At 72.0% G+C, this 25,259-nt stretch carries 22 protein-coding genes; 13 read left to right on the forward strand and 9 right to left on the reverse strand.

Annotation, left to right across the window (positions count from 1 at the left end):
• Nucleotides 1–42 precede the first annotated feature (42 nt).
• The gene (locus ACWCPI_RS04605) at nt 43–3,042 is read right to left on the reverse strand and encodes a bifunctional [glutamine synthetase] adenylyltransferase/[glutamine synthetase]-adenylyl-L-tyrosine phosphorylase (protein ID WP_451036698.1); all 3,000 of its coding nucleotides are present in this window, start codon (nt 3,040–3,042) and stop codon (nt 43–45) included.
• A 147-nt stretch (nt 3,043–3,189) separates the two neighbouring features.
• Between ACWCPI_RS04605 and ACWCPI_RS04610 the strand changes: the two genes are divergently transcribed.
• Both ACWCPI_RS04610 and ACWCPI_RS04615 read left to right on the forward strand, forming a co-directional pair.
• Complete coding sequence (locus tag ACWCPI_RS04610; protein ID WP_451036699.1) at nt 3,190–3,714, forward strand: pyridoxamine 5'-phosphate oxidase family protein; 525 nt, start codon at nt 3,190–3,192, stop codon at nt 3,712–3,714.
• Nucleotides 3,714–4,163 carry a VOC family protein gene (locus ACWCPI_RS04615; RefSeq protein WP_451036700.1) on the forward strand — a complete coding sequence of 150 codons (450 nt, stop codon included), beginning with the start codon at nt 3,714–3,716 and terminating at the stop codon, nt 4,161–4,163. The genes ACWCPI_RS04610 and ACWCPI_RS04615 overlap by 1 nt, the downstream gene beginning before the upstream one ends.
• Before the next feature lie 256 nt (nt 4,164–4,419).
• On the opposite strand, the gene glnA is transcribed toward ACWCPI_RS04615, so the two are convergent.
• Complete coding sequence (glnA, locus tag ACWCPI_RS04620; RefSeq protein WP_451036701.1) at nt 4,420–5,781, reverse strand: type I glutamate--ammonia ligase; 1,362 nt, start codon at nt 5,779–5,781, stop codon at nt 4,420–4,422.
• 330 nt (nt 5,782–6,111) lie between these two features.
• Between glnA and ACWCPI_RS04625 the strand changes: the two genes are divergently transcribed.
• Complete coding sequence (locus ACWCPI_RS04625; RefSeq protein ID WP_451036702.1) at nt 6,112–7,305, forward strand: globin domain-containing protein; 1,194 nt, start codon at nt 6,112–6,114, stop codon at nt 7,303–7,305.
• Between the two features lie 10 nt (nt 7,306–7,315).
• On the opposite strand, the gene ACWCPI_RS04630 is transcribed toward ACWCPI_RS04625, so the two are convergent.
• Complete coding sequence (locus ACWCPI_RS04630) at nt 7,316–7,750, reverse strand: RrF2 family transcriptional regulator (protein ID WP_451036703.1); 435 nt, start codon at nt 7,748–7,750, stop codon at nt 7,316–7,318.
• A 131-nt stretch (nt 7,751–7,881) separates the two neighbouring features.
• Here ACWCPI_RS04630 and ACWCPI_RS04635 point away from each other — a divergent pair, with 131 nt between their 5' ends.
• Together ACWCPI_RS04635 and ACWCPI_RS04640 are read left to right on the forward strand one after the other, a co-directional pair.
• Nucleotides 7,882–8,568 (forward strand): DUF3105 domain-containing protein, encoded by a 687-nt coding sequence (locus ACWCPI_RS04635; RefSeq protein WP_451036704.1) that lies wholly within the window; start codon nt 7,882–7,884, stop codon nt 8,566–8,568.
• Complete coding sequence (locus ACWCPI_RS04640) at nt 8,565–9,188, forward strand: DUF305 domain-containing protein (protein WP_451036705.1); 624 nt, start codon at nt 8,565–8,567, stop codon at nt 9,186–9,188. Before ACWCPI_RS04635 ends, ACWCPI_RS04640 begins: the two co-directional genes overlap by 4 nt.
• A gap of 132 nt (nt 9,189–9,320) precedes the next feature.
• Here the strand turns inward: ACWCPI_RS04640 and panB are convergent, their stop codons facing one another.
• Entirely contained in the window at nt 9,321–10,196 is an 876-nt protein-coding gene (panB, locus tag ACWCPI_RS04645; protein ID WP_388798231.1) for a 3-methyl-2-oxobutanoate hydroxymethyltransferase, read from the reverse strand.
• Nucleotides 10,197–10,379: 183 nt separating this feature from the next.
• Here panB and ACWCPI_RS04650 point away from each other — a divergent pair, with 183 nt between their 5' ends.
• From ACWCPI_RS04650 to ACWCPI_RS04675, 6 genes are all read left to right on the forward strand, one after another.
• Nucleotides 10,380–11,969: an MFS transporter gene (locus ACWCPI_RS04650; RefSeq protein WP_451036706.1), complete on the forward strand. Its 1,590-nt coding sequence runs from the start codon at nt 10,380–10,382 to the stop codon at nt 11,967–11,969.
• 94 nt (nt 11,970–12,063) lie between these two features.
• Nucleotides 12,064–12,693, forward strand: a complete 630-nt coding sequence (locus tag ACWCPI_RS04655) for a TetR/AcrR family transcriptional regulator (protein ID WP_451036707.1) — start codon at nt 12,064–12,066, stop codon at nt 12,691–12,693.
• Nucleotides 12,694–12,881: 188 nt separating this feature from the next.
• A complete protein-coding gene (locus ACWCPI_RS04660) occupies nt 12,882–13,943 on the forward strand; it encodes an endonuclease/exonuclease/phosphatase family protein (protein WP_451036708.1) in 1,062 nt (353 codons plus the stop codon).
• A 167-nt stretch (nt 13,944–14,110) separates the two neighbouring features.
• Nucleotides 14,111–15,334 carry an MFS transporter gene (locus ACWCPI_RS04665; protein ID WP_451036709.1) on the forward strand — a complete coding sequence of 408 codons (1,224 nt, stop codon included), beginning with the start codon at nt 14,111–14,113 and terminating at the stop codon, nt 15,332–15,334.
• A 131-nt stretch (nt 15,335–15,465) separates the two neighbouring features.
• The gene (locus tag ACWCPI_RS04670) at nt 15,466–16,491 is read left to right on the forward strand and encodes an ATP-binding cassette domain-containing protein (RefSeq protein WP_451036710.1); all 1,026 of its coding nucleotides are present in this window, start codon (nt 15,466–15,468) and stop codon (nt 16,489–16,491) included.
• Nucleotides 16,488–17,300, forward strand: a complete 813-nt coding sequence (locus tag ACWCPI_RS04675) for an ABC transporter permease (RefSeq protein ID WP_451036711.1) — start codon at nt 16,488–16,490, stop codon at nt 17,298–17,300. Before ACWCPI_RS04670 ends, ACWCPI_RS04675 begins: the two co-directional genes overlap by 4 nt.
• A 12-nt stretch (nt 17,301–17,312) precedes the next feature.
• Here ACWCPI_RS04675 and ACWCPI_RS04680 read toward each other — a convergent pair whose 3' ends face one another.
• Nucleotides 17,313–20,783: an AfsR/SARP family transcriptional regulator gene (locus tag ACWCPI_RS04680; RefSeq protein WP_451036712.1), complete on the reverse strand. Its 3,471-nt coding sequence runs from the start codon at nt 20,781–20,783 to the stop codon at nt 17,313–17,315.
• A 24-nt stretch (nt 20,784–20,807) separates the two neighbouring features.
• Nucleotides 20,808–21,473, reverse strand: coding sequence for a DUF6578 domain-containing protein (locus tag ACWCPI_RS04685; RefSeq protein ID WP_451036713.1), 666 nt, complete (start codon nt 21,471–21,473; stop codon nt 20,808–20,810).
• 101 nt (nt 21,474–21,574) lie between these two features.
• On the opposite strand from ACWCPI_RS04685, the gene ACWCPI_RS04690 reads away from it, so the two are divergent.
• Nucleotides 21,575–22,375, forward strand: coding sequence for a site-2 protease family protein (locus ACWCPI_RS04690; protein ID WP_451036714.1), 801 nt, complete (start codon nt 21,575–21,577; stop codon nt 22,373–22,375).
• A gap of 45 nt (nt 22,376–22,420) precedes the next feature.
• Here ACWCPI_RS04690 and ACWCPI_RS04695 read toward each other — a convergent pair whose 3' ends face one another.
• Genes ACWCPI_RS04695 through ACWCPI_RS04705 form a run of 3 tightly spaced genes read right to left on the reverse strand, consistent with a single transcriptional unit; the run spans nt 22,421 to nt 24,497 of the window.
• A complete protein-coding gene (locus ACWCPI_RS04695) occupies nt 22,421–22,606 on the reverse strand; it encodes a hypothetical protein (RefSeq protein WP_451036715.1) in 186 nt (61 codons plus the stop codon).
• Nucleotides 22,607–22,660: 54 nt separating this feature from the next.
• Nucleotides 22,661–23,386 (reverse strand): NADPH-dependent F420 reductase, encoded by a 726-nt coding sequence (gene npdG / locus ACWCPI_RS04700; protein ID WP_451036716.1) that lies wholly within the window; start codon nt 23,384–23,386, stop codon nt 22,661–22,663.
• Nucleotides 23,387–23,423: 37 nt separating this feature from the next.
• Nucleotides 23,424–24,497, reverse strand: a complete 1,074-nt coding sequence (locus ACWCPI_RS04705; RefSeq protein WP_451036717.1) for a sialidase family protein — start codon at nt 24,495–24,497, stop codon at nt 23,424–23,426.
• A 106-nt stretch (nt 24,498–24,603) separates the two neighbouring features.
• Between ACWCPI_RS04705 and ACWCPI_RS04710 the strand changes: the two genes are divergently transcribed.
• A complete protein-coding gene (locus tag ACWCPI_RS04710; RefSeq protein ID WP_451036718.1) occupies nt 24,604–25,212 on the forward strand; it encodes a hypothetical protein in 609 nt (202 codons plus the stop codon).
• Nucleotides 25,213–25,259: the final 47 nt, after the last annotated feature.

Raw genomic sequence — 25,259 nt, forward strand, 5'->3', positions numbered from 1 at the left:
CCGAAGACGCAAGACGCACCCCCCACCCGCGGCGAGTCACCCTCACCCCCCGTAGAACAGCTCCTCCACCACACCCCGGGCCCGCCGCGTGGTACGCCGGTACGCATCGAGCATGTCCCCCACGTGCCCGGGCTCGTAGCCCAGGTAGCGCCCCACGGCGGCAAGCTCACGGCTGTCCGACGGGAACGTGTCGCCGGCCCGCCCCCGCACCAGCATCACCGCGTTGCGCACCCGCGTCGCCAGCACCCACGCCTCGTCCAGGATCGCCGTCTCCTCCTCAGGGATCAGCCCGGCCGCGCACGCGGCGGCGAGCGCCTTGCGGGTACGGGTCGTCCGCAGGCCCGGCTCGGTGTATCCGTGCTGGAGCTGAAGGAGCTGAACCGTCCACTCCACGTCGGACAGACCGCCGGGACCGAGTTTGGTGTGCAGCTTCGGGTCGGACCCGCGCGGCAGCCGCTCGGACTCCATACGCGCCTTCAGCCGCCGGATCTCGCGTACGGCGTCCTCTCCGAGACCGTCGGCGGGGTAGCGCAGCGGATCGATCAGCTCGATGAACCGGCGCCCCAGATCCTCGTCCCCGGCGACCGGCTCGGCCCGCAGCAGCGCCTGCGACTCCCAGCCCAGGGACCAGCGCCGGTAGTACGCCGCGTACGACTTGAGCGTGCGCACCATCGGCCCCGACTTGCCCTCCGGCCGCAGGTCGGCGTCGATCAGAAGAGGCGGGTCGGAGCTCGGGATCTGCAGCAGTCGGCGCATCTCGGAGACCACGCGGTTGGCGGCCGCGGCGGCCTCGTGTTCGTCCACGCCGTCGCGTGGCTCGTGCACGAAGACGACGTCCGCGTCGCTGCCGTAGCCCAGCTCATGTCCGCCGAAGCGCCCCATGCCGATGATCGCGAACCGGGTGGGCAAGGTGTCCCCCCAGCCGTCGCGGACCACGGCCCGCAGCGTGCCCGCCAGCGTCGCCGCCGTCAGGTCGGACACCGCCGCGCCCACCCGGTCCACCAGAGCACCCTGGTCGGCCTCGGCGGGCTTCGTCTCGGTGCCGTAGGAGTCGACGACGTCCGCGGCGGCCGTACGGAACAGTTCGCGGCGCCGCACGCCGCGGGCCGCCGTGACCGCCTGTGCGGAGCCGTCCGCGCGGCGCACCGCGGCGAGGATCTCCTGTTCCAGGTGGCCGCGGGAGCGGGGCTCCAGGCCGGTGCCGCCGTCGCCGTCGCCGAGCAGCGCCACCGCCTCCGGTGCCCGCATCAGCAGGTCGGGGGCGAGCCGGCCGGCCGACAGGACGCGGGCGAGGTTCTCGGCGGCGGCGCCCTCGTCGCGCAACAGCCGCAGATACCAGGGGGTCTTGCCCAGCGCGTCGGAGACCTTGCGGAAGTTCAGCAGACCGGCGTCCGGGTCGGCGGAGTCCGCGAACCAGCCCAACAGAACCGGAAGCAGGGTGCGTTGGATCGCCGCTTTGCGGGTGACGCCGGAGGCCAGTGCCTCCAGGTGGCGCAGCGCGGAGGCCGGATCGGCGTACCCGAGCGCGACCAGCCGCTCACGGGCCGCTCCGGCGCTCAACCTGGCTTCCCCCGGGGCGAGTTGGGCGACCGCGTCGAGCAGTGGGCGGTAGAAGAGCTTCTCGTGCAGGCGCCGTACGACGCCGGCGTGCCGCTTCCATTCGCGGTTCAGCTCGGCCACCGGGTCGGCCCTCAGCCCGAGGGAGCGGCCGATGCGCCGCAGGTCGGCCTCGTCCTCGGGGACCAGGTGGGTGCGCCGAAGCCGGTAGAGCTGGATGCGGTGCTCCATGGAGCGCAGGAAGCGGTAGGCGTCGTCGAGCTGGGCGGCGTCGGCACGGCCGACGTAGCCGCCGGCGGCGAGGGCCTGGAGGGCGTCCAGGGTGGTGCCGCTGCGCAGGGAGGCGTCGTGGCGGCCGTGCACCAGCTGGAGCAGCTGCACGGCGAACTCGACGTCCCGGAGCCCGCCGGGCCCCAGTTTCAGCTGTCGGTCCAGTTCGGCGACGGGGATGTTCTCCACCACCCGGCGGCGCATCTTCTGCACGTCGGAGACGAAGTTCTCCCGCTCGGCGGCCTTCCAGACCAGCGGCTGGAGCGCGGCGATGTACTCCTCGCCCAGCTCGATGTCGCCGGCCACCGGGCGGGCCTTGAGCAGCGCCTGGAACTCCCAGGTCTTGGCCCAGCGCTGGTAGTAGGCGAGGTGGCTGCTGAGGGTGCGCACGAGGGGGCCGTTGCGGCCCTCGGGGCGCAGGTTGGCGTCGACCGGCCAGATCGAGCCCTCGACGGTCGTCTCGGAGCAGATCCGCATCATGTGCGAGGCCAGCTTGGTGGCCGACCTGAGCGCCTTGCCCTCGTCGGCGCCGTCGACGGCCTCGCCGACGAAGATGACGTCGACGTCGGAGACGTAGTTCAGCTCGTGGCCACCGCACTTGCCCATCGCGATCACCGCGAGCCGGCACAGCGCGGCGTCGTCCGGCGCGGCGGCGCGGGCGATGGCGAGCGCCGCGCGCAGGGTGGCGGTGGCGAGGTCGGCGAGCTCGGCGGCGGTCTGGGCCACGTCGGTGGTGCCGCAGACGTCACGGGCCGCGATGGACAGCAGGCAGCGCCGGTAGGCGACGCGCAGCGACACGGGGTCGGTGGCCTCGGCCAGCCCGTGCTCGAACTCCGCCACCTCGGGGTGCAGGTCGCGCGGCTCGTACATGACCAGCGCCTGCCAGTCGCCGGCGTGCCGGGAGAGGTGGTCGGCGAGGGCCGCCGAGGCGCCGAGCACACCGAGCAGCCGGTCGCGCAGGGGTTTGGCCGCTATGACGGTGTCCAGCAGTTCCCGCTCGGCGGCTGGTGCGGGCTGTGCTTCGAGCAAGCGGACGAGGCCGTGCAGGGCGAGGTCCGGGTCGGCGGTGGCGCCCAGGGCCTCCAGCAGGACCGGGTCGTTCTTGATCGGCGCGAGTTCGGGGCTCTCCAGAAGCCGGTCGGCCGCCGACGGGTCGGTGAATCCGTGCCGCAGCAGCCGCGTGAAGGTACTGCTCCTGCGCCCCGGCGCCGTCATGGTCGGCCTCCCGTCCGATCAGGGTCGTACGCACCCGATCAAGGTCGTACGCGGTCGAGCCTAACCGGATTGCCTGGGAGTGGCGCCGATGAGTTGTGCGGGCCCGTGCGGTCTGCACTGTGCGACGACATGTCTGGAGGGCGTCCGATGACCGAGAAGCAACCGCAGACCCGGCTGGATGCGCGCTACAGCGACGAGAGGGCCACGGCGACCGACTGGGCCGAGGCCGAGAAGATGCTGGCCGAGGCCGAGCTGTTCTGGATCTCGACGGTACGGCCGGACGGGCGGCCCCATGTGACCCCGCTGCCGGCGGTCTGGTCCCGGGGCGTGCTGCACTTCTGCACGGGTCCCGAGGAGCGCAAGGCGCGGAACCTGGCACAAAACCCGAGCGTCGTGCTGACGACCGGCACGAACACCTGGCGGCAGGGCTACGACCTCGTGGTCGAGGGCGAGGCGCTGCGCGTCACCGACGACGACCGGCTGCGGGAACTGGCCGCGGGGTGGGAGACGAAGTACGGCAGCTTCTGGCACTTCGAGGTACAGGAGGGGTATTTCCAGCACGGTGCGGGACGGGCGGCCGTCTTCTCGGTGGCGCCGCACACCGTTTTCGGCTTCGGTAAGGGTGAACCGTTCAGCCAGACCCGTTGGCGATTCACCATGGAGGACCAGTAATGGAGTTCACGCTCGAAGTGATCCCACTGCCCGTGAGCGACATCGACCGGGCCCGCGACTTCTACCGGGACAAGGTCGGCTTCCACGTCGACATCGACCAGGAGGTCATGCCGGGCATGCGGATCGTCCAGCTGACGCCTCCGGGCTCCGGCTGCTCGATCGCCCTCGGCGACAGCATCTGGGACATGACCCAGGGGGCGACCGTCCCCGAGCCCGGCTCCTACCAGGGCCTTCAGCTGTGCGTGGCCGACATCAAGGCGGCGCACGCGGAGCTGGTGGAACGCGGCCTGGACGTCTCGGAGCCGGTCCAGTACGCCCCCGACGACGGCGCCACCTTCATGTACTTCAAGGACCCCGACGGCAACGGGTGGTCGGTCCAGGAGTACCGGCGCCGGGCGACGGAACCGCTGCACCAGCTGCTGTCGGAGCAGGCGGCGCGGCAGCAGTAGCCGGTCCGTTCCGCGGGCACGAATGAGCCGCGGTGCTCCGACACCGCGGCACTGTGCTGGTCAGTTCTGTCCCGGCGGGGCGTGCCCGGCGGGGTTCCGGTTCCCCGACTCCTGTCTTGATCTTGGCGTCGGCGACACCCGCGCCGCCGAGACCGAGGAGTTGTCACCGACGCGGCGCCGGTCAAGAAGAAACGGGCATTTCCTCGACATGGTCGCCCGGCCCCCACCCCGTGAGGTGTGGGGGCCGCACTCCGGACTAGAGCACCGGCAGGTTCTTGCGCAGCTCGAACGCCGTCACCTCGGAGCGGTACTCCTCCCACTCCTGCCGCTTGTTGCGGAGGAAGAAGTCGAACACGTGCTCCCCCAGGGTCTCGGCGACGAGGTCGCTGCCCTCCATGAGGGTCAGGGCCTCGCCGAGGTTCTGGGGCAGCGGCTCGATGCCCAACGCGCGGCGCTCGGCGTTGGACAGCGCCCAGACGTCGTCCTCGGCGCCCGGAGGCAGCTCGTAGCCCTCCTCGATGCCCTTGAGGCCGGCGGCGAGCAGGAGGGCGTACGCCAGGTAGGGGTTCGCGCCGGAGTCCAGCGAGCGGACCTCGATCCGCGCCGAGCCCGTCTTGCCGGGCTTGTACATCGGGACCCGGACCAGGGCCGAGCGGTTGTTGTGGCCCCAGCAGATGTACGACGGGGCTTCGCCGCCGGCGCCCGCGGTGCGCTCGGAGCCGCCCCAGATGCGCTTGTAGGAGTTCACCCACTGGTTGGTGACCGCGGAGATCTCCGCCGCGTGCCGCAGCAGACCCGCGATGAAGGAACGGCCGACCTTGGAGAGCTGGTACTCGGCGCCCGACTCGTAGAAGGCGTTGCGGTCGCCCTCGAAGAGGGAGAGGTGCGTGTGCATGCCCGAGCCCGGGTGCTCGGAGAAGGGCTTCGGCATGAATGTCGCCTGGACCCCCTGCTCCAGCGCCACCTGCTTCATGACCAGCCGGAACGTCATGATGTTGTCCGCCGTGGACAGCGCGTCGGCGTACCGCAGGTCGATCTCCTGCTGGCCCGGGGCGCCCTCGTGGTGGGAGAACTCGACCGAGATGCCCATCGACTCCAGCATGGTGATCGCCTGGCGGCGGAAGTCCATGCCGATGTTCTGCGGGGTGTGGTCGAAGTAGCCGGAGTTGTCGGCCGGGGTGGGGCGCGAGCCGTCCAGCGGGCGGTCCTTCAGGAGGAAGAACTCGATCTCCGGGTGGGTGTAGAAGGTGAAGCCCAGGTCGGAGGTGCGGGCCAGGGCGCGCTTGAGGACGTAGCGCGGGTCCGCGAAGGACGGGGAGCCGTCCGGCATGAGGATGTCGCAGAACATCCGGGCCGTGCCGGGGGCCTCGGCGCGCCAGGGCAGGACCTGGAAGGTCGACGGGTCCGGCTTGGCGATCATGTCGGACTCGTAGACGCGGGCGAAGCCCTCGATCGCCGAGCCGTCGAAGCCGATGCCCTCGTCGAAGGCCTGCTCCAGCTCGGCGGGGGCCACGGCCACGGACTTGAGGAAGCCCAGCACGTCCGTGAACCACAGGCGTACGAACCGGATGTCGCGCTCCTCCAAGGTCCGGAGCACGAACTCCTGCTGCTTGTCCATCTTCCGCTTCCCCATCCTTGCTGGTCAGGCCGCCTGTATCCGGTACTGCGGGAGGCGGTCGGGCACCTGAGCATCCCACCACAACACCATTTCAGGCGCGTTGCGCACCTTGATCGTCGAAGCGACCCCGGGCTGAACGCCCGGCGTACGGCAGGTGTCCCGCCATGGTGCACGTGAAACTGCTCTGCCGCCCATCTTGCCTGCTCGGGCCGACATCCGTAATGCCCGGCCCCACAGGACCCACCCCGCTTTAATTTGCATCTAGGATGCAAGTTTTAATGGGGACGGGCGACCGCCACCGCGCCGCCCTTCCCAGCCCGAGGAGCCCTGATGCTGTCCGAGCAGTCCACCGCCGTCGTCCGCGCCACCCTCCCCGCCGTCGCCGGGTCCCTCGCCGAGATCACCGAGCGCTTCTACGCGGGGCTGTTCGCCACCCGCCCCGAGCTGCTGCGCGATCTCTTCAACCGGGGCAACCAGGCCGCCGGCACCCAGCGGCAGGCCCTCGCGGGCTCGATCGCCGCGTTCGCGACGTACCTCCTGGACCACCCCGACGAGCGGCCCGACGCCATGCTCGGCCGCATCGCCCACAAGCACGCCTCGCTGGGCGTCACGGCCGAGCAGTACGCGCTCGTGCACGAGCACCTGTTCACCGCCATCGCCGACGTGCTCGGCGAGGCCGTCACCCCCGAGGTGGCGGCCGCGTGGGACGAGGTCTACTGGCTGATGGCGAACGCGCTTATCGCGATCGAGAAGCGGCTGTACGAGGAGCGCGAGGGGGGCGGATGGCGGGACTGGGAGGTCGTCGCCCGCGTCGAGGAGACCGCCGACGTCGCCACCTTCCGGCTGCGTCCGGCCGACGGCCGCCCGGCGCCCGGCTTCCGCGCCGGCCAGTACGTCTCCGTCCAGGTCGAGCTGGCGGACGGCGCCCGGCAGATACGCCAGTACAGCCTCTCCGCCGCGCCGGGCTCCGCCGTCCGCCAGATCAGCGTGAAGCGGGTGCGGGGCGGCTCGGCGCCCGACGGCGAGGTCTCGAACCACCTCCACGCGCGCGTGGCGGCCGGCGACCGGCTGCGCCTGTCGGCGCCGTACGGCGATCTCGTGCTCGGTGACCTCGGCGCCGACGCCCCGCTGCTCCTGGCCTCCGCCGGCATCGGCGTGACCCCGATCGTCGCCATGCTGGGACAGCTCGCGGACGCCGGGCACCAGGGCCCGGTGCTCGTCGTGCACGGCGACCGCTCCCCCGCCGAGCATGCCCTGCGCGCCGACCACGAGGCCTACGCCGAGAAGCTCTCGGACGCCTCGGTCCACTTCTGGTACGAGACCGACGCCGCCGAGGAGTCCCACCGCACCGGCCTGGTGGACCTCGCCGGCATCGCCGTGCCGCCGGGCACGCGCGCGTACCTGTGCGGGCCGCTGCCCTTCATGCGGGCGGTGCGGGCACAGCTGATCGGCAAGGGGGTGGCGGCGGCCGACATCCACTACGAGGTGTTCGGGCCGGACCTCTGGCTGGCGCAGGAGGGCTGAGCCGCCCCGGTCAGGGCATCCGGCCGATCCGGAGCAGCAGCGGCCCGGTGGGGTCCGCGGTCACGTCGGCCACCGTCAGCGGGTCCAGTGAGGCGTAGAAGGCCTCCTGGGCCCGCCGCAGCGCGCCGCGCAGCCGGCACCCGGAGTGCAGCGGACAGGGGTTCTCCCCCTCGCAGTCGACGACGTCGCCGTCCCCTTCGAAGGCCCGCACGACCGCGCCGACCGACGCCCCGCGGCCCGCGGCACTGAGGGTCAGCCCGCCGCCCCGGCCCCGCCGGGCGTCCACCAGGCCCATGTGCTGCAACTCGGCGACGACCTTGGCGGCGTGTGTGTACGGCACCTCCATGTCCGCCGCGACCTCACGGGTCGTCGGCGTGGCGTCCCCCAGCACCGCGAGCCGCATGAGGAGGCGCAGTGCCAGGTCCGTGGAGCGCAGAAGCCGCATGACGGCAGCGTAGATAATGCGCATCACGGGTTCCAAATATCCATGGTGCGTCTGCTCCCTACGACCGGTCACCCCTTCCCCATTACGATCAGCGGACCCGACCGTCCCTTTCCCCCCGAAGGACACCACTCATGGGCTCGGCCAAGAACAAGAACAGCGCGGATCGCAAGGCACGGATAGAGGAGATGCGGCGTGCCGAGCAGGCCCGTGCGCGCCGCGCCCGCATCCTGACCGTCGCGGCCAGTGCGGTGGTCGTCGCCGGTCTCGTCGTCGGCGGTGTCGTCCTCGTCCGGTCGCAGTCCGACGACGGCGACAAGGCGCAGTCCGCGTCGCAGTCCGGCAAGGACGAGAAGAAGACCTCCGGGAAGTTCGTCACCGGCGAGGACGGCGTGAAGACCTGGAAGGGCACGCTCACGAGCACCCACGTCGAGACGGACGTGACGTACCCGATGGAGCCCCCGGTCGGCGGCGACCACCACCGGGCCTGGATGAACTGCGACGGCGACGTCTACACCGAGGAGCTCAGGAACGAGAACGCCGTGCACTCGATGGAGCACGGCGCGGTGTGGGTGACGTACACCAGCAAGGCGTCGAAGGCGGATGTCGCGGCGCTGGCGGCCAGGGTCGAACGGACGCCGTACACGCTGATGAGCCCGGACGAGAAGCAGAAGGACCCGATCATGCTCAGCGCGTGGGGGCACCAGCGCACGGTGAAGAGCGCGGACGACCCGAACGTGGGCAAGTTCTTCGAGACGTACGTCCAGGGCGCGCAGACGCCCGAGAAGGGCGCGCCGTGCACGGGTGGTCTGTCGGAGTGAGGCAGCACCTCGGGTGGATCGCCGGGGCCGCGGCGGCCGTGCTGGTCGCGGCCGGCGCGATCACCTACGCCGTCGCCGGGGACGGTGGTTCGAGCGCGGCGCCGGGCGCCGACTCGGCGGACGCCGGGTTCGCGCGCGACATGGCGGTGCACCATCAGCAGGCCGTGGAGATGTCGTACGTGGTGCGCGACCGCACCGACGACGAGGAGGTGCGGCGCCTGGCGTACGACATCGCGCAGACGCAGGCCAACCAGCGCGGCATGCTGCTGGGCTGGCTGGATCTGTGGGCGCTGCCCAAGGTGTCGTCCGACGCGCCGATGACCTGGATGGGCATGGGGGACATGCCCTCCGCCGGGCCCGGCTCGCTGATGCCCGGCATGGCGACCGACGCGGAGATGAAGAAGCTGCAGGGCCTCGACGGCAGGCAGGCGGAGGTCTTCTTCCTGCAGTTGATGACGGACCATCACAAGGGCGGCATCCACATGGCCGAGGGCTGCGTCGACAAGTGCGCCGTCGACGTGGAGAAGAGACTCGCGCAGGACATGGTGAACGGCCAGCGTTCGGAGATCGAGCTGATGAAGGACATGCTGGAGGAGCGGGGCGCGAAGCCGCGTTCGTAGCCACCGGAAACGGCCGGCCGGGTCGGCCGGACTGCTGGAAGGCCGGACTGCTGAAAGGGGCGCCCCGCCGACGGGGGAAGATCGGCGGGGCGCTGTGGTGCCGCAGTGGTTCGGGGGGCCGGCTCGCCGGGCTCAGTGGACGGAGTGCTCCTCCTGCGGGAACGTTCCACCGACCACGTCCTGCGCGAACGCCTTCGCCGCGTTGCCCATGACCTCACGCAGGTCGGCGTACTGCTTGACGAACTTGGGGACCCGGCCGCCGGTCAGTCCCAGCATGTCCGTCCAGACCAGGACCTGGGCGTCCGTCTCCGGTCCCGCGCCGATCCCGACCGTCGGGATGTGCAGCACCCGGGTCACCTCGGCCGCCAGCTCGGCGGGCACCAGTTCCAGGACCACCGCGAAGGCGCCCGCGTCCTGGACCGCCTTGGCGTCCCGCAGCAGCTGGGCCGCGGCCTCCTCGCCGCGGCCCTGGACGCGGTAGCCCATGGCGTTGACGGACTGCGGGGTCAGGCCGATGTGGGCCATGACCGGGATGCCGGACTCGACCAGGAGCCGGATCTGCTCGTGGGACCGCTCGCCACCCTCCAGCTTCACTGCTCCCACGCCGGCTTCCTTCACCAGCCGGGTCGCCGAGCGCAGCGCCTGCACCGGGCCCTCCTGGTACGAGCCGAACGGCAGGTCGCCGACGATCAGGGCGCGGGAGGTGCCGCGTACGACGGCCGCCGAGAGCATGGTCATCTCGTCGAGCGTGACGGGGACGGTCGTGTCGTAGCCGAGGTGGCAGTTGCCCGCCGAGTCGCCGACGAGCATCACCGGGATGCCGGCCTCGTCGAAGACGGACGCGGTCATCGCGTCGTAGGCGGTGAGCATGGGCCACTTCTCGCCCCGCTCCTTGGCGAGGGCGATGTCGCGGACGGTGATGCGGCGGGTGCCCTTCCCCCCGTACAGCGCCTTGCTGCCGTCGGAGGGCTTCGCCTGAGGCGTCTGGGCAGCCGAAAGCTGCGTCATTGCAACGGCTCCTTCATGTCATCTCGAGGCGCCCTGACGGCGTCCCCGGACTCCCCTCCATGGTGGCACCTCGTGCCAGCCAGGGCCAGGCCCCCTGATGTGAGTTCACCCCGCGCGTAAGGTCTCGGCAAAACTTTACGATACGAGACGTCCTCGTATCGTAAATCCCCTACCCTCGACGGCATGACTCCTCCCGCCCCCGACACCGGCCCACGCATACCGGAGGCGGTGCACCGGCGCCGCTGGGCGATCCTCGGCGTGCTGATGCTCAGCCTGCTGATCGTCGTCCTCGACAACTCGATCCTGAACGTCGCCGTCAAGACCATCTCGACCCCCGCCCCGACCGGCCTGGGCACCACCCAGGGCGAGATCGAGTGGGCGATCAACTCCTACACCCTCGTCTTCGCCGGACTGCTGTTCAGCGCCGGTCTCCTCGGCGACCGGCTCGGCCGCAAGAAGGTGCTGCTCGCGGGGCTCGCGGTGTTCGGCGCCGGCTCCGCCCTCGCCGCCTTCTCCGGCTCGCCCGGTGAGCTCATCGCCTTCCGCGCGGTGATGGGACTCGGCGCCGCGTTCGTCATGCCGGCCACCCTCGCCGTCCTCATGAACGTCTTCGAGCGGGAGGAGCAGCCCAAGGCCATCGGCATCTGGGCCGGCGGCGTCGGGCTCGCCATCGCCATCGGGCCCATCACCGGCGGTGCCCTCCTCGACCACTTCTGGTGGGGCTCGGTCTTCCTGATCAACGTGCCGATCGTGCTGCTCGCGATCGTGCTGATGCTGTGGCTGGCCCCTGACTCCCGTGATCCGAACCCCGGCCGCCTCGACCCCGTCGGCGTCGTGCTCTCCGTCGTCGGCCTGGTGCTGCTGGTGTACGGCATCATCAAGGGCGGCCAGCTCGCCGACTTCACGGACGCGACGGTGCTCGCGACCATCGCCGCCGGACTCGCGGTCCTCGTCGGCTTCGTCGTCTTCGAGAAGCGCAGCGACCATCCGTCCATCGACGTCACGTACTTCAAGAACAAGGTGTTCTCGGCCGCGGTGGGCGTCATCGCGCTGGTGTTCTTCGCCCTCATGGGCGTGACCTTCTTCTCGGTCTTCTACACGCAGAGCGTGCGCGGCTACTCGCCCCTGGAGACCGGTCTGCTGATGCTGCCGCTCGCCGCCGCCCAGATGATCTTCGCCCCGCGTGCCCGGCTCGTCGTCGACCGCTTCGGCAACCGGGCCACGACCACCGGCGCCATGCTGCTCATCGCCGCCACCCTGGCCGCCTTCGCCGCGTTCGAGGCGGACACCCCGATCTGGCTGCTGGAGGTCGTGTTCTTCCTCATGGGCGCCGCCATGGCGCACATCATGACGCCGCTGAGCGTCGTCATCATGCAGGCCCTGCCCCGCGAGAAGGCGGGCTCCGCCTCCGCGCTCAGCAACACCTTCCGCCAGGTCGGCGGCGCACTCGGCATCGCCGTGCTGGGCTCGGTCCTGTCGACGGCGTACCGGGGCGGCGTCGAGGACCGGCTCACGGTGCTGCCGGAGGACCTCAGGCACACGGCGGGCGAGTCCGTCGAGGCCACGCTCGGTGCCGCGGACCGGCTCGGCGCGCGCGGCGAGGCCCTCGTCGGCCCGGCCCACGACGCCTTCCTGCACGCCATGCACGTCACGGCGCTGTGGGGAACGGGCGTCGCGGTGCTCGGCGCGGTGGTCGTGGCGCTGTTCCTGCCGGGCAGGCCGACGGCACCTCAGGAGGGCGAGCCGGAGCGGGAGTTGGCGGCGGCGGAGTAGGGCGCCCGGACCCGGGACGGCGGACGCGCCTCGCGCGCACCGGCGTCGTACGCGAGAGAGAATCGGCACAGCCCACGGAAAGGACCGACACCCAGTGAGCCTCGCCGACAGCCACCCCCGGCACGACGGCCCCGCCCGGGGCCGCCCCCGCAGCGAGGCCGTGGAGCGGGCCATCACGGAGGGCGTCCTGAAGCTGCTGGAGGAAGGCGTGCCGCTCGCGGAGCTGTCCATCGAGCGCATCGCCCGTACCGCGGGTGTCGGCAAGGCCACCATCTACCGCCGCTGGAGCGGCAAGGAGGAGCTCTTCGTCGACGTCGTGCGGGCCGCCGAACCCCCGGAGCCCGAACTGCCCGGCACCTCGATGCGCGACGATCTCGTGGTGCTGATGGAGCAGTTGCGCAGGCGCGGCCTGATGACCCGCTCCTCGGTGCTGCTGCACAACGTCATCGCCCAGATGAAGAGCAGCCCGAGGATCTGGGACGCCTACCACGCCGCCGTCGTGGAGCCGCGGCGCCGCAACCAGCACGCGATCCTGCGTCGCGGGCAGGAGAACGGCGAACTGCGCACGGACATCGATGTGGACGTGATGAACGACATGATCTTCGGGCCGATGCTGGTGCGTGCCGTCATGCGCCCGGACGCCGACCTGCCCGAAGGGCTGTCGGAGCAGATGGTCGACGCCGTGCTCGAAGGCCTACGGCCCGTCAGTTCACCCACTCCGTAGATCGAATGTGCGCGTTTCGTCACAGAGCGCGCTTTCCCCCGCCGCAATCGGAACTCCCGAAGGCGACTTGTACGTCCTCGCCCCCGTACGGCCGTCATGGGTACGGCAGGAACGAGGCCGATCATCCCCTAGTGTTTCTGTGGGCGCGGGGGGACGACGGTGTGCACGGCAGGTAGTGAGGCGACGGTATGGCGCAGCAGGCGTACGTGACGGGGACGGACAACGGCGGCTCGGGGCCCGAGCGCCAAGCACCCGGCCTGCGGCGCCTGAAGGACCGCCTGAACGGTTTCGCCGCCGGCTGGCGCGGTGACCCGCGGATCTGGCGGCGCGGCGTCGTGGTGGCGGTCCTCGCGGTGGTCCTCGCGCTGGTGATGCTGCTGCACGCGCAGATCCCGAACCGGATCGGCAACCTCGGCAGCCTGACAGAGACGTTCCTGCCCTGGCTCGGCCTGTTCGTCCCGGTGCTGCTCCTGGTGGCTCTCCTGCGCAGGTCGGCGACGGCTGTCATCGCCGTGCTGGTCCCGGCGATCGTGTGGCTGAACCTCTTCGGCGGGCAGCTCACCGACAAGACCGGCGGTGGCGGCGACCTCACGGTGGCCACCCACAACGTCAACGCCGACAACGCCGACCCGTCCGGCACCGCCCGGGACGTGGCGGCGTCCGGCGCGGACGTCGTGGCCCTGGAGGAGCTGACCGCCTCGGCGGTGCCGACGTACGAGAAGGCGCTGGCCTCGACGTACCGGTACCACTCGGTGCAGGGCACCGTGGGGCTGTGGAGCAAGTACCCGCTGACCGGTGTCCAGCCGGTCAACATCGAGCTGGGCTGGATCCGTGCCATGCGGGCCACGGTGCGCACTCCGGCCGGGCAGGTCGCGGTCTACGTCGCCCATCTGCCGTCGGTGCGCGTGAAGATGGAGGCCGGGTTCACCGCCCGGCAGCGCGACAAGAGCGCCAATGCGCTGGGCGAGGCCATCGCCCATGAGCCGATCGGGAAGGTCGTCCTGCTCGGCGACCTCAACGGCACGATGAACGACCGCGCGCTCAACGCCGTCACCGCCCAGATGCGCTCCACGCAGGGCGCCTCGGGCAGCGGGATGGGGTTCAGCTGGCCGGCGTCGTTCCCCATGGCACGGATCGACCAGATCATGGTGAAGGGCATCGAGCCGGTGAGCTCGTGGACGCTGCCGGAGACGGGGAGCGACCATCTGCCGGTGGCCGCCCGTGTGAGGGTCGACACATCCGCTTCCTGAAAGGCCCTGGTCAGGGGCATCCGGACGGCTGTACGCACCCTTTTGGACGACTGGCGGAATACCGCGCCTGAGAGACTTTGTTCCGTACTTGAACATAAGAAGTCCGACCAAGCACTTCTCCGCGCGGAACACCGCTCTCGACCCCCTGAAAGGCACAGGCTTCTCGCATGCCCCTGGCCCTGCTCGCCCTGGCCGTCGGCGCCTTCGGCATAGGTACGACCGAGTTCGTGATGATGGGCCTCCTGCCCGAGGTCGCGAACGACCTGGGTGTCTCGATCCCCACCGCCGGGCACCTGGTCTCGGCGTACGCGCTCGGCGTCGTGATCGGCGCCCCGCTGCTGGCCGCGGTCACCGCCCACCTGCCCCGGCGTACCGTCCTGATCGGCCTGATGGGCCTGTTCCTCGCCGGTAACGCGCTCTCCGCGTTCGCCCCCGACCACCACTGGCTCTTGGCCGCCCGCTTCCTCAGCGGCCTGCCGCACGGCGCCTTCTTCGGCGTCGGCGCGGTGGTGGCGACGAGCATGGTCGCGCCGGAGCGTAAGGCCCGCTCCGTGTCGCTGATGTTCCTGGGCCTGACCGTCGCCAACGTCGCGGGCGTGCCGGTCGCCACCCTGCTGGGCCAGCACCTCGGCTGGCGGGCGACGTTCCTCGGCGTGAGCGCGATCGGCCTGGCCGCGATGGCGTCGCTGGCGCTGCTGATCCCGCGCGCCGAGGCGCACGCCGCGCCGGCCGCCGGACTGCGCGGCGAACTGGCCGCCCTGCGCTCCCTGCCGGTCTGGCTGGCGCTCGGCACCACGGTCGCCGGCTTCGGCGCGCTCTTCGCCGCGTACAGCTACATCACCCCCATGTTGACCGACTCCGCCGGGTACGCGGGCGCCGACGTGACCCTGCTGCTGGCGCTGTTCGGCGTCGGCGCGACCGTGGGCAACCTGCTGGGCGGCCGCCTGGCGGACCACGCGATGCGCGGGACGCTGTTCGGCGGTCTGGTCGCGCTGGCCGTCGTGCTGGCCCTCTTCCCGCTGCTGATGACCACGGCCTGGGGCGCCGCCCTGGCGGTGACCCTGCTGGGCACGGCCGCGTTCGCCACCGGCTCCCCGCTGCAGCTGATGGTCATGGAGAAGGCGGCCGGCGCCCCGTCCCTCGCCTCCTCCGCCAACCAGGCCGCCTTCAACCTCGCGAACGCGGGCGGTGCCTGGATCGGCGGCCTCGCCCTCGCCGCCGGCTTCGGTGTGACGTCCCCCGCCCTGGCCGGGGCCGCCCTGGCCGTGCTCGGGCTGGGTGTCGCCGGCGCCGCTCACGCGGTGGACCGGCGCCGGTCCGCTCCGCCGGCCGGGCGGGAGCGTGTGGTCGCGGGGCACCGTCCGCAGCAGGCCGAGACCGTGCGGCACTGAGCCCCGCTCGTGCGCGAGGGGGCGTCCGGTGTTCACCGGGCGCCCCCTCGGCGTGTGCGCTGTCGGCGGTCCGTAGGCCGTGTCGGTGATCTGTCGGTCGTTTGTCGGTGCCCTCTGACACCGTCGTGGGCATGACGCGAATCGACATGAACCCCGACGGCGTGGGCACCGCCGTCTCCGTACGGGGGTTGGTCAAGCACTACGGCGAGACCAAGGCCCTGGACGGTGTGGACCTGGATGTGCGCGAGGGCACCGTGATGGGCGTGCTCGGACCGAACGGGGCCGGGAAGACCACCCTCGTACGGATCCTGTCCACCCTGCTGGCCCCGGACGCCGGTCAGGCGACCGTCGCCGGGTACGACGTGGTGCGCCAGCCCCGGCACCTGCGCCGGGTGATCGGCCTGACGGGCCAGTACGCCTCGGTGGACGAGAAGCTCCCCGGGTGGGAGAACCTGTACCTCATCGGGCGGCTGCTCGACCTGCCCCGCAAGGAGGCACGCGCGCGTGCCGACGAGCTGCTGGAGCGGTTCTCGCTGACCGAGGCGGCCAAGCGGCCGGCGGGGACGTACTCCGGCGGTATGCGGCGGCGGCTGGACCTCGCGGCCTCCATGATCGGACGCCCCACCGTGCTCTTCCTCGACGAGCCGACCACCGGGCTCGACCCGCGCACCCGCAACGAGGTGTGGGACGAGGTCAAGGCCATGGTCGGAGGCGGTGTCACCGTGCTGCTGACCACCCAGTACATGGAGGAGGCCGAGCAGCTCGCCTCCGAGCTGACCGTCGTCGACCGGGGCAAGGTCATCGCGGGCGGCGGCATCGAGGAGCTCAAGGCCAAGGTCGGCGGCCGCACCCTGCGCGTCCGGCCGGCCGACGCCCTCCACCTGCGGCCCCTCGCCCAGCACCTGGACGAGCTCGGCATCACGGGGCTCGCCACCACCACGGTGGACGTCGAGACCGGCACCCTGCTCGTCCCGGTCCTCAGCGACGAGCAGCTCACCGCCATCGTCGGCGCCATCACCGCGCGCGGCGTCACACTCGCCTCCATCACCACCGAACTGCCCAGCCTGGACGAGGTGTTCCTGTCGCTCACCGGCCACCGCGCCAGTTCCCCGCAGGACGCCGTGCCCGCCGACGCCCGCGAGGAGGTCGCCGTATGAGCGCCGTGACAACCGTCGACACCCATGACGCCCGCATCCCCCTGCGGTCGCATCTGCGGCACACCGGCGCGCTCGTCCGCCGCAACCTGCTGTGGGTCCGGCAGAACCCGGAGTCGATGTTCGACGCGATCCTGATGCCGATCGTGTTCACGCTGCTGTTCGTGTACGTCTTCGGCGGCTCGATCGGGCAGGCGCTCGGCGGCGGCCAGGACCGGTACGTGCAGTACGTCGTGCCCGGGATGATGGCCATGATGGGCATGAGCATGGCCATGTCGGTCGGGACCGGGTTCAACGAGGACTTCAACACCGGTGTCATGGACCGCTTCCGGTCCCTGCCGATCGGGCGGGGCTCGGTGCTCTTCGCCAAGATCGGGGTGGAGCTGCTGCGGATGCTGGTCGCGACCACGATCATGCTGGTCGTCGGCGTGCTGGTCGGCTTCGACATCACCGACTGGGGCGGGCTGCTCGCGGCCGTGGCGCTGGCCGCGCTGTTCGGCTCGGCACTGATGTGGGTCTTCCTCACCCTCGGTGTGGTGCTGAAGAGCGCGCAGTCCGTGCAGGGACTGGGCTTCCTGGTCCTGATGCCCCTGCAGTTCGGCTCGTCGATCTTCGCGCCGACCCAGTCGATGCCGGGCTGGCTGCAGTCCTTCACCGACGTCAACCCGCTGTCCTCGCTCGCGGACGCCGCGCGCGGGCTGATGGTGGGCGGCCCGGTCGCGCACGACCTGTGGGTGACCGTCGCCTGGTCGGTGGGGCTCACCGCGGTCATGGCGCCGATCGCGATCCACAAGTTCCGTACGAAGAGCTGACGTTCGCCGACGTCAGATCAGGGCGGCGGCCTCCTGCGCGGAAAGGCCGCCGCCCTCCGCGTACGCGGCCTCGTAGGCAGCCGCACCGAGCACCGCTCGGGTGCGCTCCACCGCCCTTCGCCGTACCTCGCGCTCCTGGCCGGAGGCGACGTGCCGGGGCGGCAGCAGCGCGGCGGCCGCACCGAGGCAGCGGGCGGCGTCCCGCGCGCGGCCGCCGCCGTCGACGCGGGCGAGGGCGTACGCGGCGGTGGTCAGGTACGCGGAGCGCATCTGCGGAGCGATGGCGTCCGAGAGCGGGTCCTCGGCGCGTTCCAGTGCCCGCCTGACCGTGTCCAGTGCCTGCACATGGTGGCCTTCGACCGCCTGGAGCCAGGCCTCGGCGCCGAGGATGAAGGCGTCGAAGATGACGAAGTAGGCGATCTTGAACTTCTCACGCAGCAGCCGCAGCTGCTCGTGCGCCTCGGGGACGCGGTCGGTCATACCGAGCCACCCGGCCAGGATGAGCCGGGCGAACGGCATCGCCTGGTCGGACGAGCCGCCCTCCTGGTCGATGATCTCGCGGAGCAGGCGCTCGCCCTCCTCGGCTTCGCCCGCCTCGATCAGGGTGCTGCCGAGCCGGGCGCTGAGGATGCCCATCTGGGCACGGGCGCCCAGGCGTTCGGCGTGCTCGATCGCGGCCCGGTAGTCGGCCGCGGCCGCCCGGTAGCGGCCCCTGCGCTCGTGCGCCTCGGCACGCGCGGCGAGCCCCTCGGCGATGCCCCACAGGTCGCCGAGGCGGCCGTAGATCTCCAGTGACTCGTCGGCGTCACGGGTGGCGTCACCGGGCCAGTCGGTGCGGTTGGCGAGCATGTTGGCCCGCATGTGCAGATTGGCCGCGAGGTCCCACTCGTAACCGGGCACGTTGCGGCATGTGTCCACGGCGGCGTCGATGATCGTGCGCACCCGCTCGATGTCACCGGTGAGCAGCACGGCGAAGAACCACAGGTAACCGGGCGAGCGGCACGTCTGCGGGAGTCCGGGCTCGTAGGTCTGCGCGATGACGCGCAGCTTCTGCTGCGCCTGGGGGGTCTGCCAGGCTTCCAGCTCGGTGTCCATGCAGGCGAGGTGCACGAGGTGCACACCACGTCTGGCCTCGTCGAGCACCTCCCCGGTCCAGGGCGGCGGGGTGGCCGTGCAGCGCTCCCACACGGGGGCCGCGGTGCGGGCCGGGCCGGCGAAGGGGTTCGGGCCGAGGGACTGGACCTCACGGGACCAGCCACGGGCGAGGGTCCGCAGATCGCGCATCTGCCAGTACCAGGCCATCGACAGCACCAGGCACAGCGCCTCCTGCTCGTCGCGTGCGGCGACGGCGTGCTGCAGGGCGGCGCGGATGTTCTCGCTCTCGCGCTCCAGCCTCTCGATGGCGGCCAGTTGGTCACGGCTGCGCAGCAACGGGTCGGTGGTGCGGGCGAGTTCGCGATAGTACGTGAGGTGGGCGCGCTCGGCCTCGGTCCGCTCACCGGCCTCGTCGAGGCGCTCGCCCGCGTATTCGGCGACGGTCTCCAGCAGCCGGTAACGCATACCGCCGCCGCCCCCCGCGTCCGCCGAAGGCGTGGCCACGACCAAGGACTTGTCGACGAGCGATCCGAGCGCTTCGAGCGCCCCGGGCCCGCACACCGCCTCGGCGGCGGCGAGCTCGCATCCGCCCGAGAAGACCGACAGCCGCCGCAGCACGTCCCGCTCGTCCTCGTCCAGCAGGTCCCAGGACCAGTCGACGACCGCCCGCAGGGTCTGCTGCCGGGGCAGGACGGTACGGCTGCCCGAGGTCAGGAGCTGGAAGCGGTCGTCGAGCCGGTCGGCGATCTGGCGCGGTGTCAGCATGCGCAGACGGGCGGCGGCGAGTTCGATGGCGAGCGGCAGTCCGTCGAGCCGCCGGCAGATCTCCGCGCACGCCTCCGGGTCGTCCCCGATCCGGAACCCGGGCCTGGCCGCCGCGCCCCGGTCGGCGAGCAGCCGCAGCGCGACCGGCTCCGGCAGCGGCTCGACCGGCCGCAGCAACTCTCCCGGTACGCCGAGCGGTTCGCGGCTGGTGGCGAGCACCGTCAGCGTCGGGCAGCGTTCCAGCAGCTCCGCCACCAGGTGGGCGGCGGCCGCCACGACGTGCTCGCAGTTGTCGAGGATGAGCAGCATGCGGCGCCTGCCGCAGTGCTCGGCCAGCCGTTCGACGGCGTCGTGCCGTTCGGATCCGGCCCGCATGGCCTCGGCCCCGGCGCCGTACAACACGGTCTCCCGGGCGCCGACGGCGGTGAGTACGGCCTCCGGTACGGCCCCAGGGTCGTCCACGGGGGCGAGCTCGGCCAGCCACACCCCGTCCGGGGCGGCGTCCCGCACGCTCTCGGCGACCTCCTGCGACAACCGTGTCTTCCCGGCTCCGCCGGGGCCGAGGAGGGTCACCAGGCGCGCGGAGGTGAGATCACCGCGGATGGCTTCGAGGTCCGTCTCCCGGCCGACGAAGGAGGTGAGGCGGGCGCGGAGGTTACCGGGGGGCCGGAGGGGGGCCGGAGGGGGTGCGGTGGGGTGGCTCGGGGTGCCGGGCCCGGCCGGCGAGCGATGCGGGTGTGTGCCGCCGGTCCCGTGGGCAGGGCGGTGCGTGCCCCTGTCGGCGTCGGCGCGTGGCGGGGCGCCGTGGCTGTCCTCGGCCGCGTCCGACGCCCTGGGTGCGCCTTCGGGCCACGGGCCGGTGCTCGGGCCCGGCCCCTGCCCGGGCGCTTCACCCGTGGACCGGAGCAACTCACCGTGCAGGGCGCGCAGTTCCGGCCCCGGGTCCGAGCCGAGCCGGTCGGCCAGCAGGCGTCGTACGTCCTCGTAGGCGGCCAGGGCCTGAGCCGTGCGCCCCGCGTCGCGCAGGGCCCGCAGCCGCAGGGACTGCAGGGGTTCGTCCAGGGGGTGGGTGTCGCACAGGGCGGTCAGCTCGGGCAGGGACTGCTCGGCGTGGCCGAGGGCGAGGGCGGCGGTGTGCCGGGCGCGCAGCGCTTCGAGGCGCCGCGTCTCGCTCCGGGCCGCCTCGGCGGTGCGGTCCGGGAGGTCGGCCAGGGCGGGGCCGCGCCACAGCGCGAGGGCGTCGTCGAGGACGACGGCCGCCTTGGCGGGGTCACCGTCGGCCAGCGCGCGCGTGCCCTCGCCGACGAGGCGCTCGAAGCGGTGCAGGTCGATGTCGTCGGGCGCGGCGGCGAGCCGGTACCCGCCCTGCGCCGAGGTCACCGCGTCCGCGCCGAGCGCCCGTCGCAGCCGCCCGACGAGCGCCTGCAGCGCGCCCACGGCGTCGGCCGGCGGCTCCTCCTCCCACACCTCGGCCACCAGGACGCTCGCCGGTACGGTCCGGCCTGCCCGCAGCGCCAGCACGGTCAGGAGGGCACGCAGACGGGCCCCGCCGACCGGGACGGGACTGCCGTCCGGGCGAAGTGCCTGGGTGGTGCCGAGAATGCGATAGCGCACGGGGTCCATTGTCTCTGGTGGATTCTGGCATGGTCACGGCATTGCGGTGGTGCTGAGTGTCTCCAGCAGGGCGGCCAGGTCCGCGGGCGGCAGGCCCGTCGTCTCGGAGCCGGACCGGTCCGCGGGGATGCCCCGGGCCTCGCGCAGCGCGGACGACAGCCGGGAGTCCGTGTCCGGCACGTCCAGGGCGACGATCACGCCGGCCGCGGCGTCCGGGAACCACTTGGGGCACGCGCGGGCCGACCGCAGCGACCGTTGCGCCGGGACGGGTTCGCGGGTGCCCGAGCCCGGTGGGGTCTCGGCGAATTGCCGGCCGAGGATCTGGATCGCCCGGACCCAGCCCCGCGTCTCGGGCAGCTCCGGGTCGCCGTGGGTCTCGACGGTGAGCAGGCCGGTCGAACGGTACTGGTCCCCCGGGCGTACGTCGCCGAGCTCCTCCTCGGCGAGGACGTCGACCGGATGGCCGTGCAGGGCGACGGTCAGGCCGGACCCGTCGGCCACGACCCGCACGGCTCCGAGGTCGCCCGGCAGGTCCCGTACCGGGCCGGCGATCTCGGTGAGCTGGTCGTGCCAGCCGCCGCCCAGCACGTCGTCGGCGTCACTCAGCAGCAGCGGCCAGCTCACCTCGTCACCCAGCGAGAACGGCGTACCGCAGCACTCCATCTGCCAGTCGGCGTAGTACACATGCCAAAGCCCCATGCCCCCACCTTCTCCGGAACCACCGTCCCACCGCGAGACGTTTTCCCCGTGCGCCCGGTACGGTCGGGCAGGCCGAGTCCCGTCCCACAGGAGCCCTCCTCATGACCACCGCCCTCAGCCGCCGCAGCGAGCGGCGGATCAGCCCCGTCTTCGCGGGGCTCCTGGCCGTCACGGCGGTGACGGGCTGGGCCACCTGGACCGGGTTCGCCGAGCAGGCCGGTCTCGCCGTGTTCCTGTTCGTGACGGCCGCCTGGATCGTGTCCCTGTGCCTGCACGAGTACGCGCACGCGCGTACCGCCCTGCACAGCGGTGACATCTCGGTCGGGGCGAAGGGCTATCTCACGCTCAACCCGCTGAAGTACACGCACGCGCTGCTCAGCATCGTGCTGCCCGTCATCTTCGTGATCATGGGCGGGATCGGCTTCCCCGGCGGTGCCGTCTTCATCGAGCGCGACCGGATCCGGGGCCGCTGGCGGCACAGCCTGATCTCGGCGGCGGGACCGCTGACGAACGTGCTCTTCGCCGTCGTGTGCACGGCCCCGTTCTGGCTGGACGCGCTGGACGGCGTCCCGGCGGACTTCCGCTTCGCACTGGCCTTCCTGGCGCTGCTCCAGGTCACGGCCGCGATCCTGAACTTCCTGCCGGTCCCGGGCCTGGACGGCTACGGCGTGATCGAGCCGTGGCTGTCGTACGGGATCAAGCGCCAGGTGGAGCCGTTCGCGCCGTTCGGCCTGCTGCTGGTGTTCGCGCTGCTCATGCTCCCGGCGGTGAACCAGGAGTTCTTCCAGCTGATCAACTCGGTGCTGGACAGCCTGGGCGTGCACGGCCTGGACCGCTACTGCGGCGAGGACCTCTACCGCTTCTGGCAGGACACCGCCGAGTACTGCTCGGCCCTCTCGTGACGGCCTCTCGCGGCGCCCTCTCGTGCCGGCTCCTCGTGACGGAGATCAGCCGGTGGCCGAGCCCCGCCGGTCGTCCTTGGCGCGCTTGGCGTAGTACCAGGCCATGTTCGAGGACAGACCCCCCAGGAGCACCCACACGATCCCGAGCCAGCTGCCCTGTACGAAGGAGACCGCGGCAGCGGCCACGGCCAGCACACAGACGATCAGGGCATAGACACCAAGGCGGGGCATGTCGGTCGGCTCCTTCGGGGGACACTGCTACACCGACCAGTGTCCCCCATCCCCTCATACGTCCGTGACGCGGAGCCCGGCGTGTGCCTTGTAGCGGCGGTTCACCGAGATCAGGTTCGCGACCAGCGACTCCACCTGGTGGGCATTGCGCAACCGCCCCGCGAAGATGCCGCGCATCCCGGGGATGCGGCCGGCCAGCGCCTGGACGATCTCGACGTCCGCCCGCACCTCGCCGAGGACCATCACATCGGTGTCGATCTCGTCGATCTCCGGGTCCTGGAGCAGCACCGCCGACAGGTGGTGGAAGGCGGCCGTCACCCGCGACTCGGGCAGCAGGACGGCGGCCTGCTCGGCGGCGCTGCCCTCCTCCGGCTTGAGCGCGTAGGCGCCCTTCTTGTCGAAGCCGAGCGGGTTGACGCAGTCGACGACCAGCTTGCCGGCCAGTTCCTCGCGCAGTGACTCCAGCGTCTTGCCGTGCCCCTCCCACGGCACGGCGACGATCACGATGTCGCTGCGCCGCGCGCACTCGGCGTTGTCGGCGCCCTCGATGCCGTGCCCGAGCTCCTCGGCCGCGGTCCGGGCGCGGTCGGCGGCACGCGAACCGATGATCACCTTCTGGCCGGCCTTGGCGAGCCGGTAGGCCAGGCCCTTGCCCTGGGGCCCGGTCCCGCCGAGCACGCCGACGACGAGCCCGGAGACGTCGGGGAGGTCCCAGGGGTCCTTCGCGGGCGCCTTCGCGGGCGCCCCGGTGGACTGCTGTGCACTGTCGGTAGAGGTCATGGGCCGACTTTACGTCCGCCCCGTCCACCCCAGGGGCTCAGGTGAGCCGCGTCACGGGCACCCTGCGGAAGGTGATGGTCTCGTACGGCCCGAAGTCGCCGGTCTCGTAGAGGAGTCCGACGGTCTCGGCGTCGATCCGCGCGAGGTCCGAGTAGGCGGCGGGCAGCCCGTCCACCGTGTGCGCGGGCCGCCAGGTGGTGCCGCCGTCGGTGGAGGCGCGGATGGTCATCAGGGCGCGGGCGGCCGGGTCGGCGGGGCCGGAGAAGAGCAGGACGTCGGGGTCGCGCAGTTGCAGGACGCTCGCCTCGCAGATCGGGGCGGGCAGTCCGGCCTGCGGACGGAAGGGTTTGACGAGGGTGCGGCCGCCGTCCTGCGAGTGGGCGTCGGCGCGGTTGCCGGGGGACGGGGAGTCGTTGCGGGTGTTGAAGTAGACGCGGCCGTCGAGCAGTTCGGCGGCGGTGGTCTCGTTGGCGTTGATGTAGCCGTCGGTGTTGTCGTCGACGTAGCCGATGCGCCAGGTGGCGCCGCGGTCGTCGCTGAGCAGGCAGTGCCCGCCGTTGTACCGGGGCTCCGTGCCGGTGTCGGTGCCGGCGGGCGGGACGGTGTGGTTGGCGGGGACGACGACCCGGCCGGTGCTCAGCTGGATCGCGTGACCGGGCGTGGTGGCGTACCACCGCCATCGCGGCTTCTTCACCTGCGCGGTGATCTCCCGGGAACTCGACCAGGTGCGGCCGTCGTCGTCGCTGTACCGCACCCAGACCCGCCGGCCGTCCGCGTCGCTCACCTCGCCGCGCCGGATGGCGTCCTCGGTGGCGTCGGCGTGGTTGCGGATGTAGACGAGCAGGATGCGGCCGGTGTCGAGGACGACGGGGGCGGGGTTGCCGGCGAGGTGCCAGTTGTTGTCCGCGGCCACCTGGAGCGGTCCCCACGTGACGCCGCCGTCCGTCGACCGTTTCAGCACGATGTCGATGTGCCCGTGGTCGCGGGCGGATTCGACGCGACCCTCGCAGAAGGCGAGCACGGTGCCCGCCCGGCTGACGACGACGGCGGGGATGCGGAAGGAGGCGTACCCCTCCTGGCCCGCGCGGAAGGGAACGCTGGTCTCGGTCATGGACGGACTCCTCCTCATCGCCGCCGGGCCCTCCGCTTCCCCAGGCCGGGCGAATTCGCGGTGAACTCCGGGTCACGAGTGTCCGGTTGCGGCAGGATGCGGTCGCATGGACGCCGTACGTGTCGCGTTGCTGCGTGAGGTGCTCGCCGGGACCGAGTGGCTGGGGGCCACACGGCGGTTCGCCGGGGCCCTGCGGACGTCGGCGGTGTCGCACGGGGGCGGGCTGCTGCTGGTCGGCACGCCGGAGTACGAGCCGTGGCATCTGGCGGCCCATCTGGTCGACGAGGCCGCGTGGTCGGGGACGCCGGAGCTGGTGCCGACCCTGGTACGGCATGACGCGCGCGCCTCGGACCCGGCCCATCTCGCGGTCGGGCTCGGACGGCTGGCGGCGGCGCGGCGCGGGGAGACGCTGCTGGTGGTGTCGCCGGGCACGGCGGGGGCTCCGCTCCTGGAACGGGTGCACGACGTGCGGCGGGCCGGGGTGACGGTGCTGGCGCTCGGCTCCGGCGACGGCGACGGCGAGTTGACGAGCATGGCGCACGAGGCGCTGGTCGTGCCGGAGGGCTCGGAGCTGGACCTGGACACCGTGCAGCACCTGGTGAGCGCGGCGGCCGGTGAGAACGCGCTGCCCTCCCCGAGGGGACGGCGCCGACTGCGGGACCGTCTGGCGAGGCTTGCGGAGTCCCTGACGGCGCCGCCACCCGCGCGCTGGTGACCGACCGGTCCGGCACCGCCCGTTAATCGCTTGCCCCGCGTACCGGC

Source organism: Streptomyces sp. NPDC001920, assembly GCF_053594495.1.

Bases quoted from the DNA above. Each gene is read 5' to 3' on its own strand.
- npdG (WP_451036716.1), bottom strand. From the start codon at position 23,386: ATGACCTCTACCGACAGTGCACAGCAGTCCACCGGGGCGCCCGCGAAG.
- ACWCPI_RS04650 (WP_451036706.1), top strand. From the start codon at position 10,380: ATGACTCCTCCCGCCCCCGACACCGGCCCACGCATACCGGAGGCGGTG.
- ACWCPI_RS04690 (WP_451036714.1), top strand. From the start codon at position 21,575: ATGACCACCGCCCTCAGCCGCCGCAGCGAGCGGCGGATCAGCCCCGTC.
- ACWCPI_RS04610 (WP_451036699.1), top strand. From the start codon at position 3,190: ATGACCGAGAAGCAACCGCAGACCCGGCTGGATGCGCGCTACAGCGAC.
- ACWCPI_RS04710 (WP_451036718.1), top strand. From the start codon at position 24,604: ATGGACGCCGTACGTGTCGCGTTGCTGCGTGAGGTGCTCGCCGGGACC.
- ACWCPI_RS04685 (WP_451036713.1), bottom strand. From the start codon at position 21,473: ATGGGGCTTTGGCATGTGTACTACGCCGACTGGCAGATGGAGTGCTGC.
- ACWCPI_RS04660 (WP_451036708.1), top strand. From the start codon at position 12,882: ATGGCGCAGCAGGCGTACGTGACGGGGACGGACAACGGCGGCTCGGGG.
- ACWCPI_RS04675 (WP_451036711.1), top strand. From the start codon at position 16,488: ATGAGCGCCGTGACAACCGTCGACACCCATGACGCCCGCATCCCCCTG.
- ACWCPI_RS04670 (WP_451036710.1), top strand. From the start codon at position 15,466: ATGACGCGAATCGACATGAACCCCGACGGCGTGGGCACCGCCGTCTCC.
- ACWCPI_RS04680 (WP_451036712.1), bottom strand. From the start codon at position 20,783: ATGGACCCCGTGCGCTATCGCATTCTCGGCACCACCCAGGCACTTCGC.
- ACWCPI_RS04665 (WP_451036709.1), top strand. From the start codon at position 14,111: ATGCCCCTGGCCCTGCTCGCCCTGGCCGTCGGCGCCTTCGGCATAGGT.
- ACWCPI_RS04630 (WP_451036703.1), bottom strand. From the start codon at position 7,750: ATGCGGCTTCTGCGCTCCACGGACCTGGCACTGCGCCTCCTCATGCGG.
- ACWCPI_RS04695 (WP_451036715.1), bottom strand. From the start codon at position 22,606: ATGCCCCGCCTTGGTGTCTATGCCCTGATCGTCTGTGTGCTGGCCGTG.
- ACWCPI_RS04625 (WP_451036702.1), top strand. From the start codon at position 6,112: ATGCTGTCCGAGCAGTCCACCGCCGTCGTCCGCGCCACCCTCCCCGCC.
- ACWCPI_RS04705 (WP_451036717.1), bottom strand. From the start codon at position 24,497: ATGACCGAGACCAGCGTTCCCTTCCGCGCGGGCCAGGAGGGGTACGCC.
- ACWCPI_RS04605 (WP_451036698.1), bottom strand. From the start codon at position 3,042: ATGACGGCGCCGGGGCGCAGGAGCAGTACCTTCACGCGGCTGCTGCGG.
- ACWCPI_RS04615 (WP_451036700.1), top strand. From the start codon at position 3,714: ATGGAGTTCACGCTCGAAGTGATCCCACTGCCCGTGAGCGACATCGAC.
- glnA (WP_451036701.1), bottom strand. From the start codon at position 5,781: ATGGACAAGCAGCAGGAGTTCGTGCTCCGGACCTTGGAGGAGCGCGAC.
- panB (WP_388798231.1), bottom strand. From the start codon at position 10,196: ATGACGCAGCTTTCGGCTGCCCAGACGCCTCAGGCGAAGCCCTCCGAC.
- ACWCPI_RS04635 (WP_451036704.1), top strand. From the start codon at position 7,882: ATGGGCTCGGCCAAGAACAAGAACAGCGCGGATCGCAAGGCACGGATA.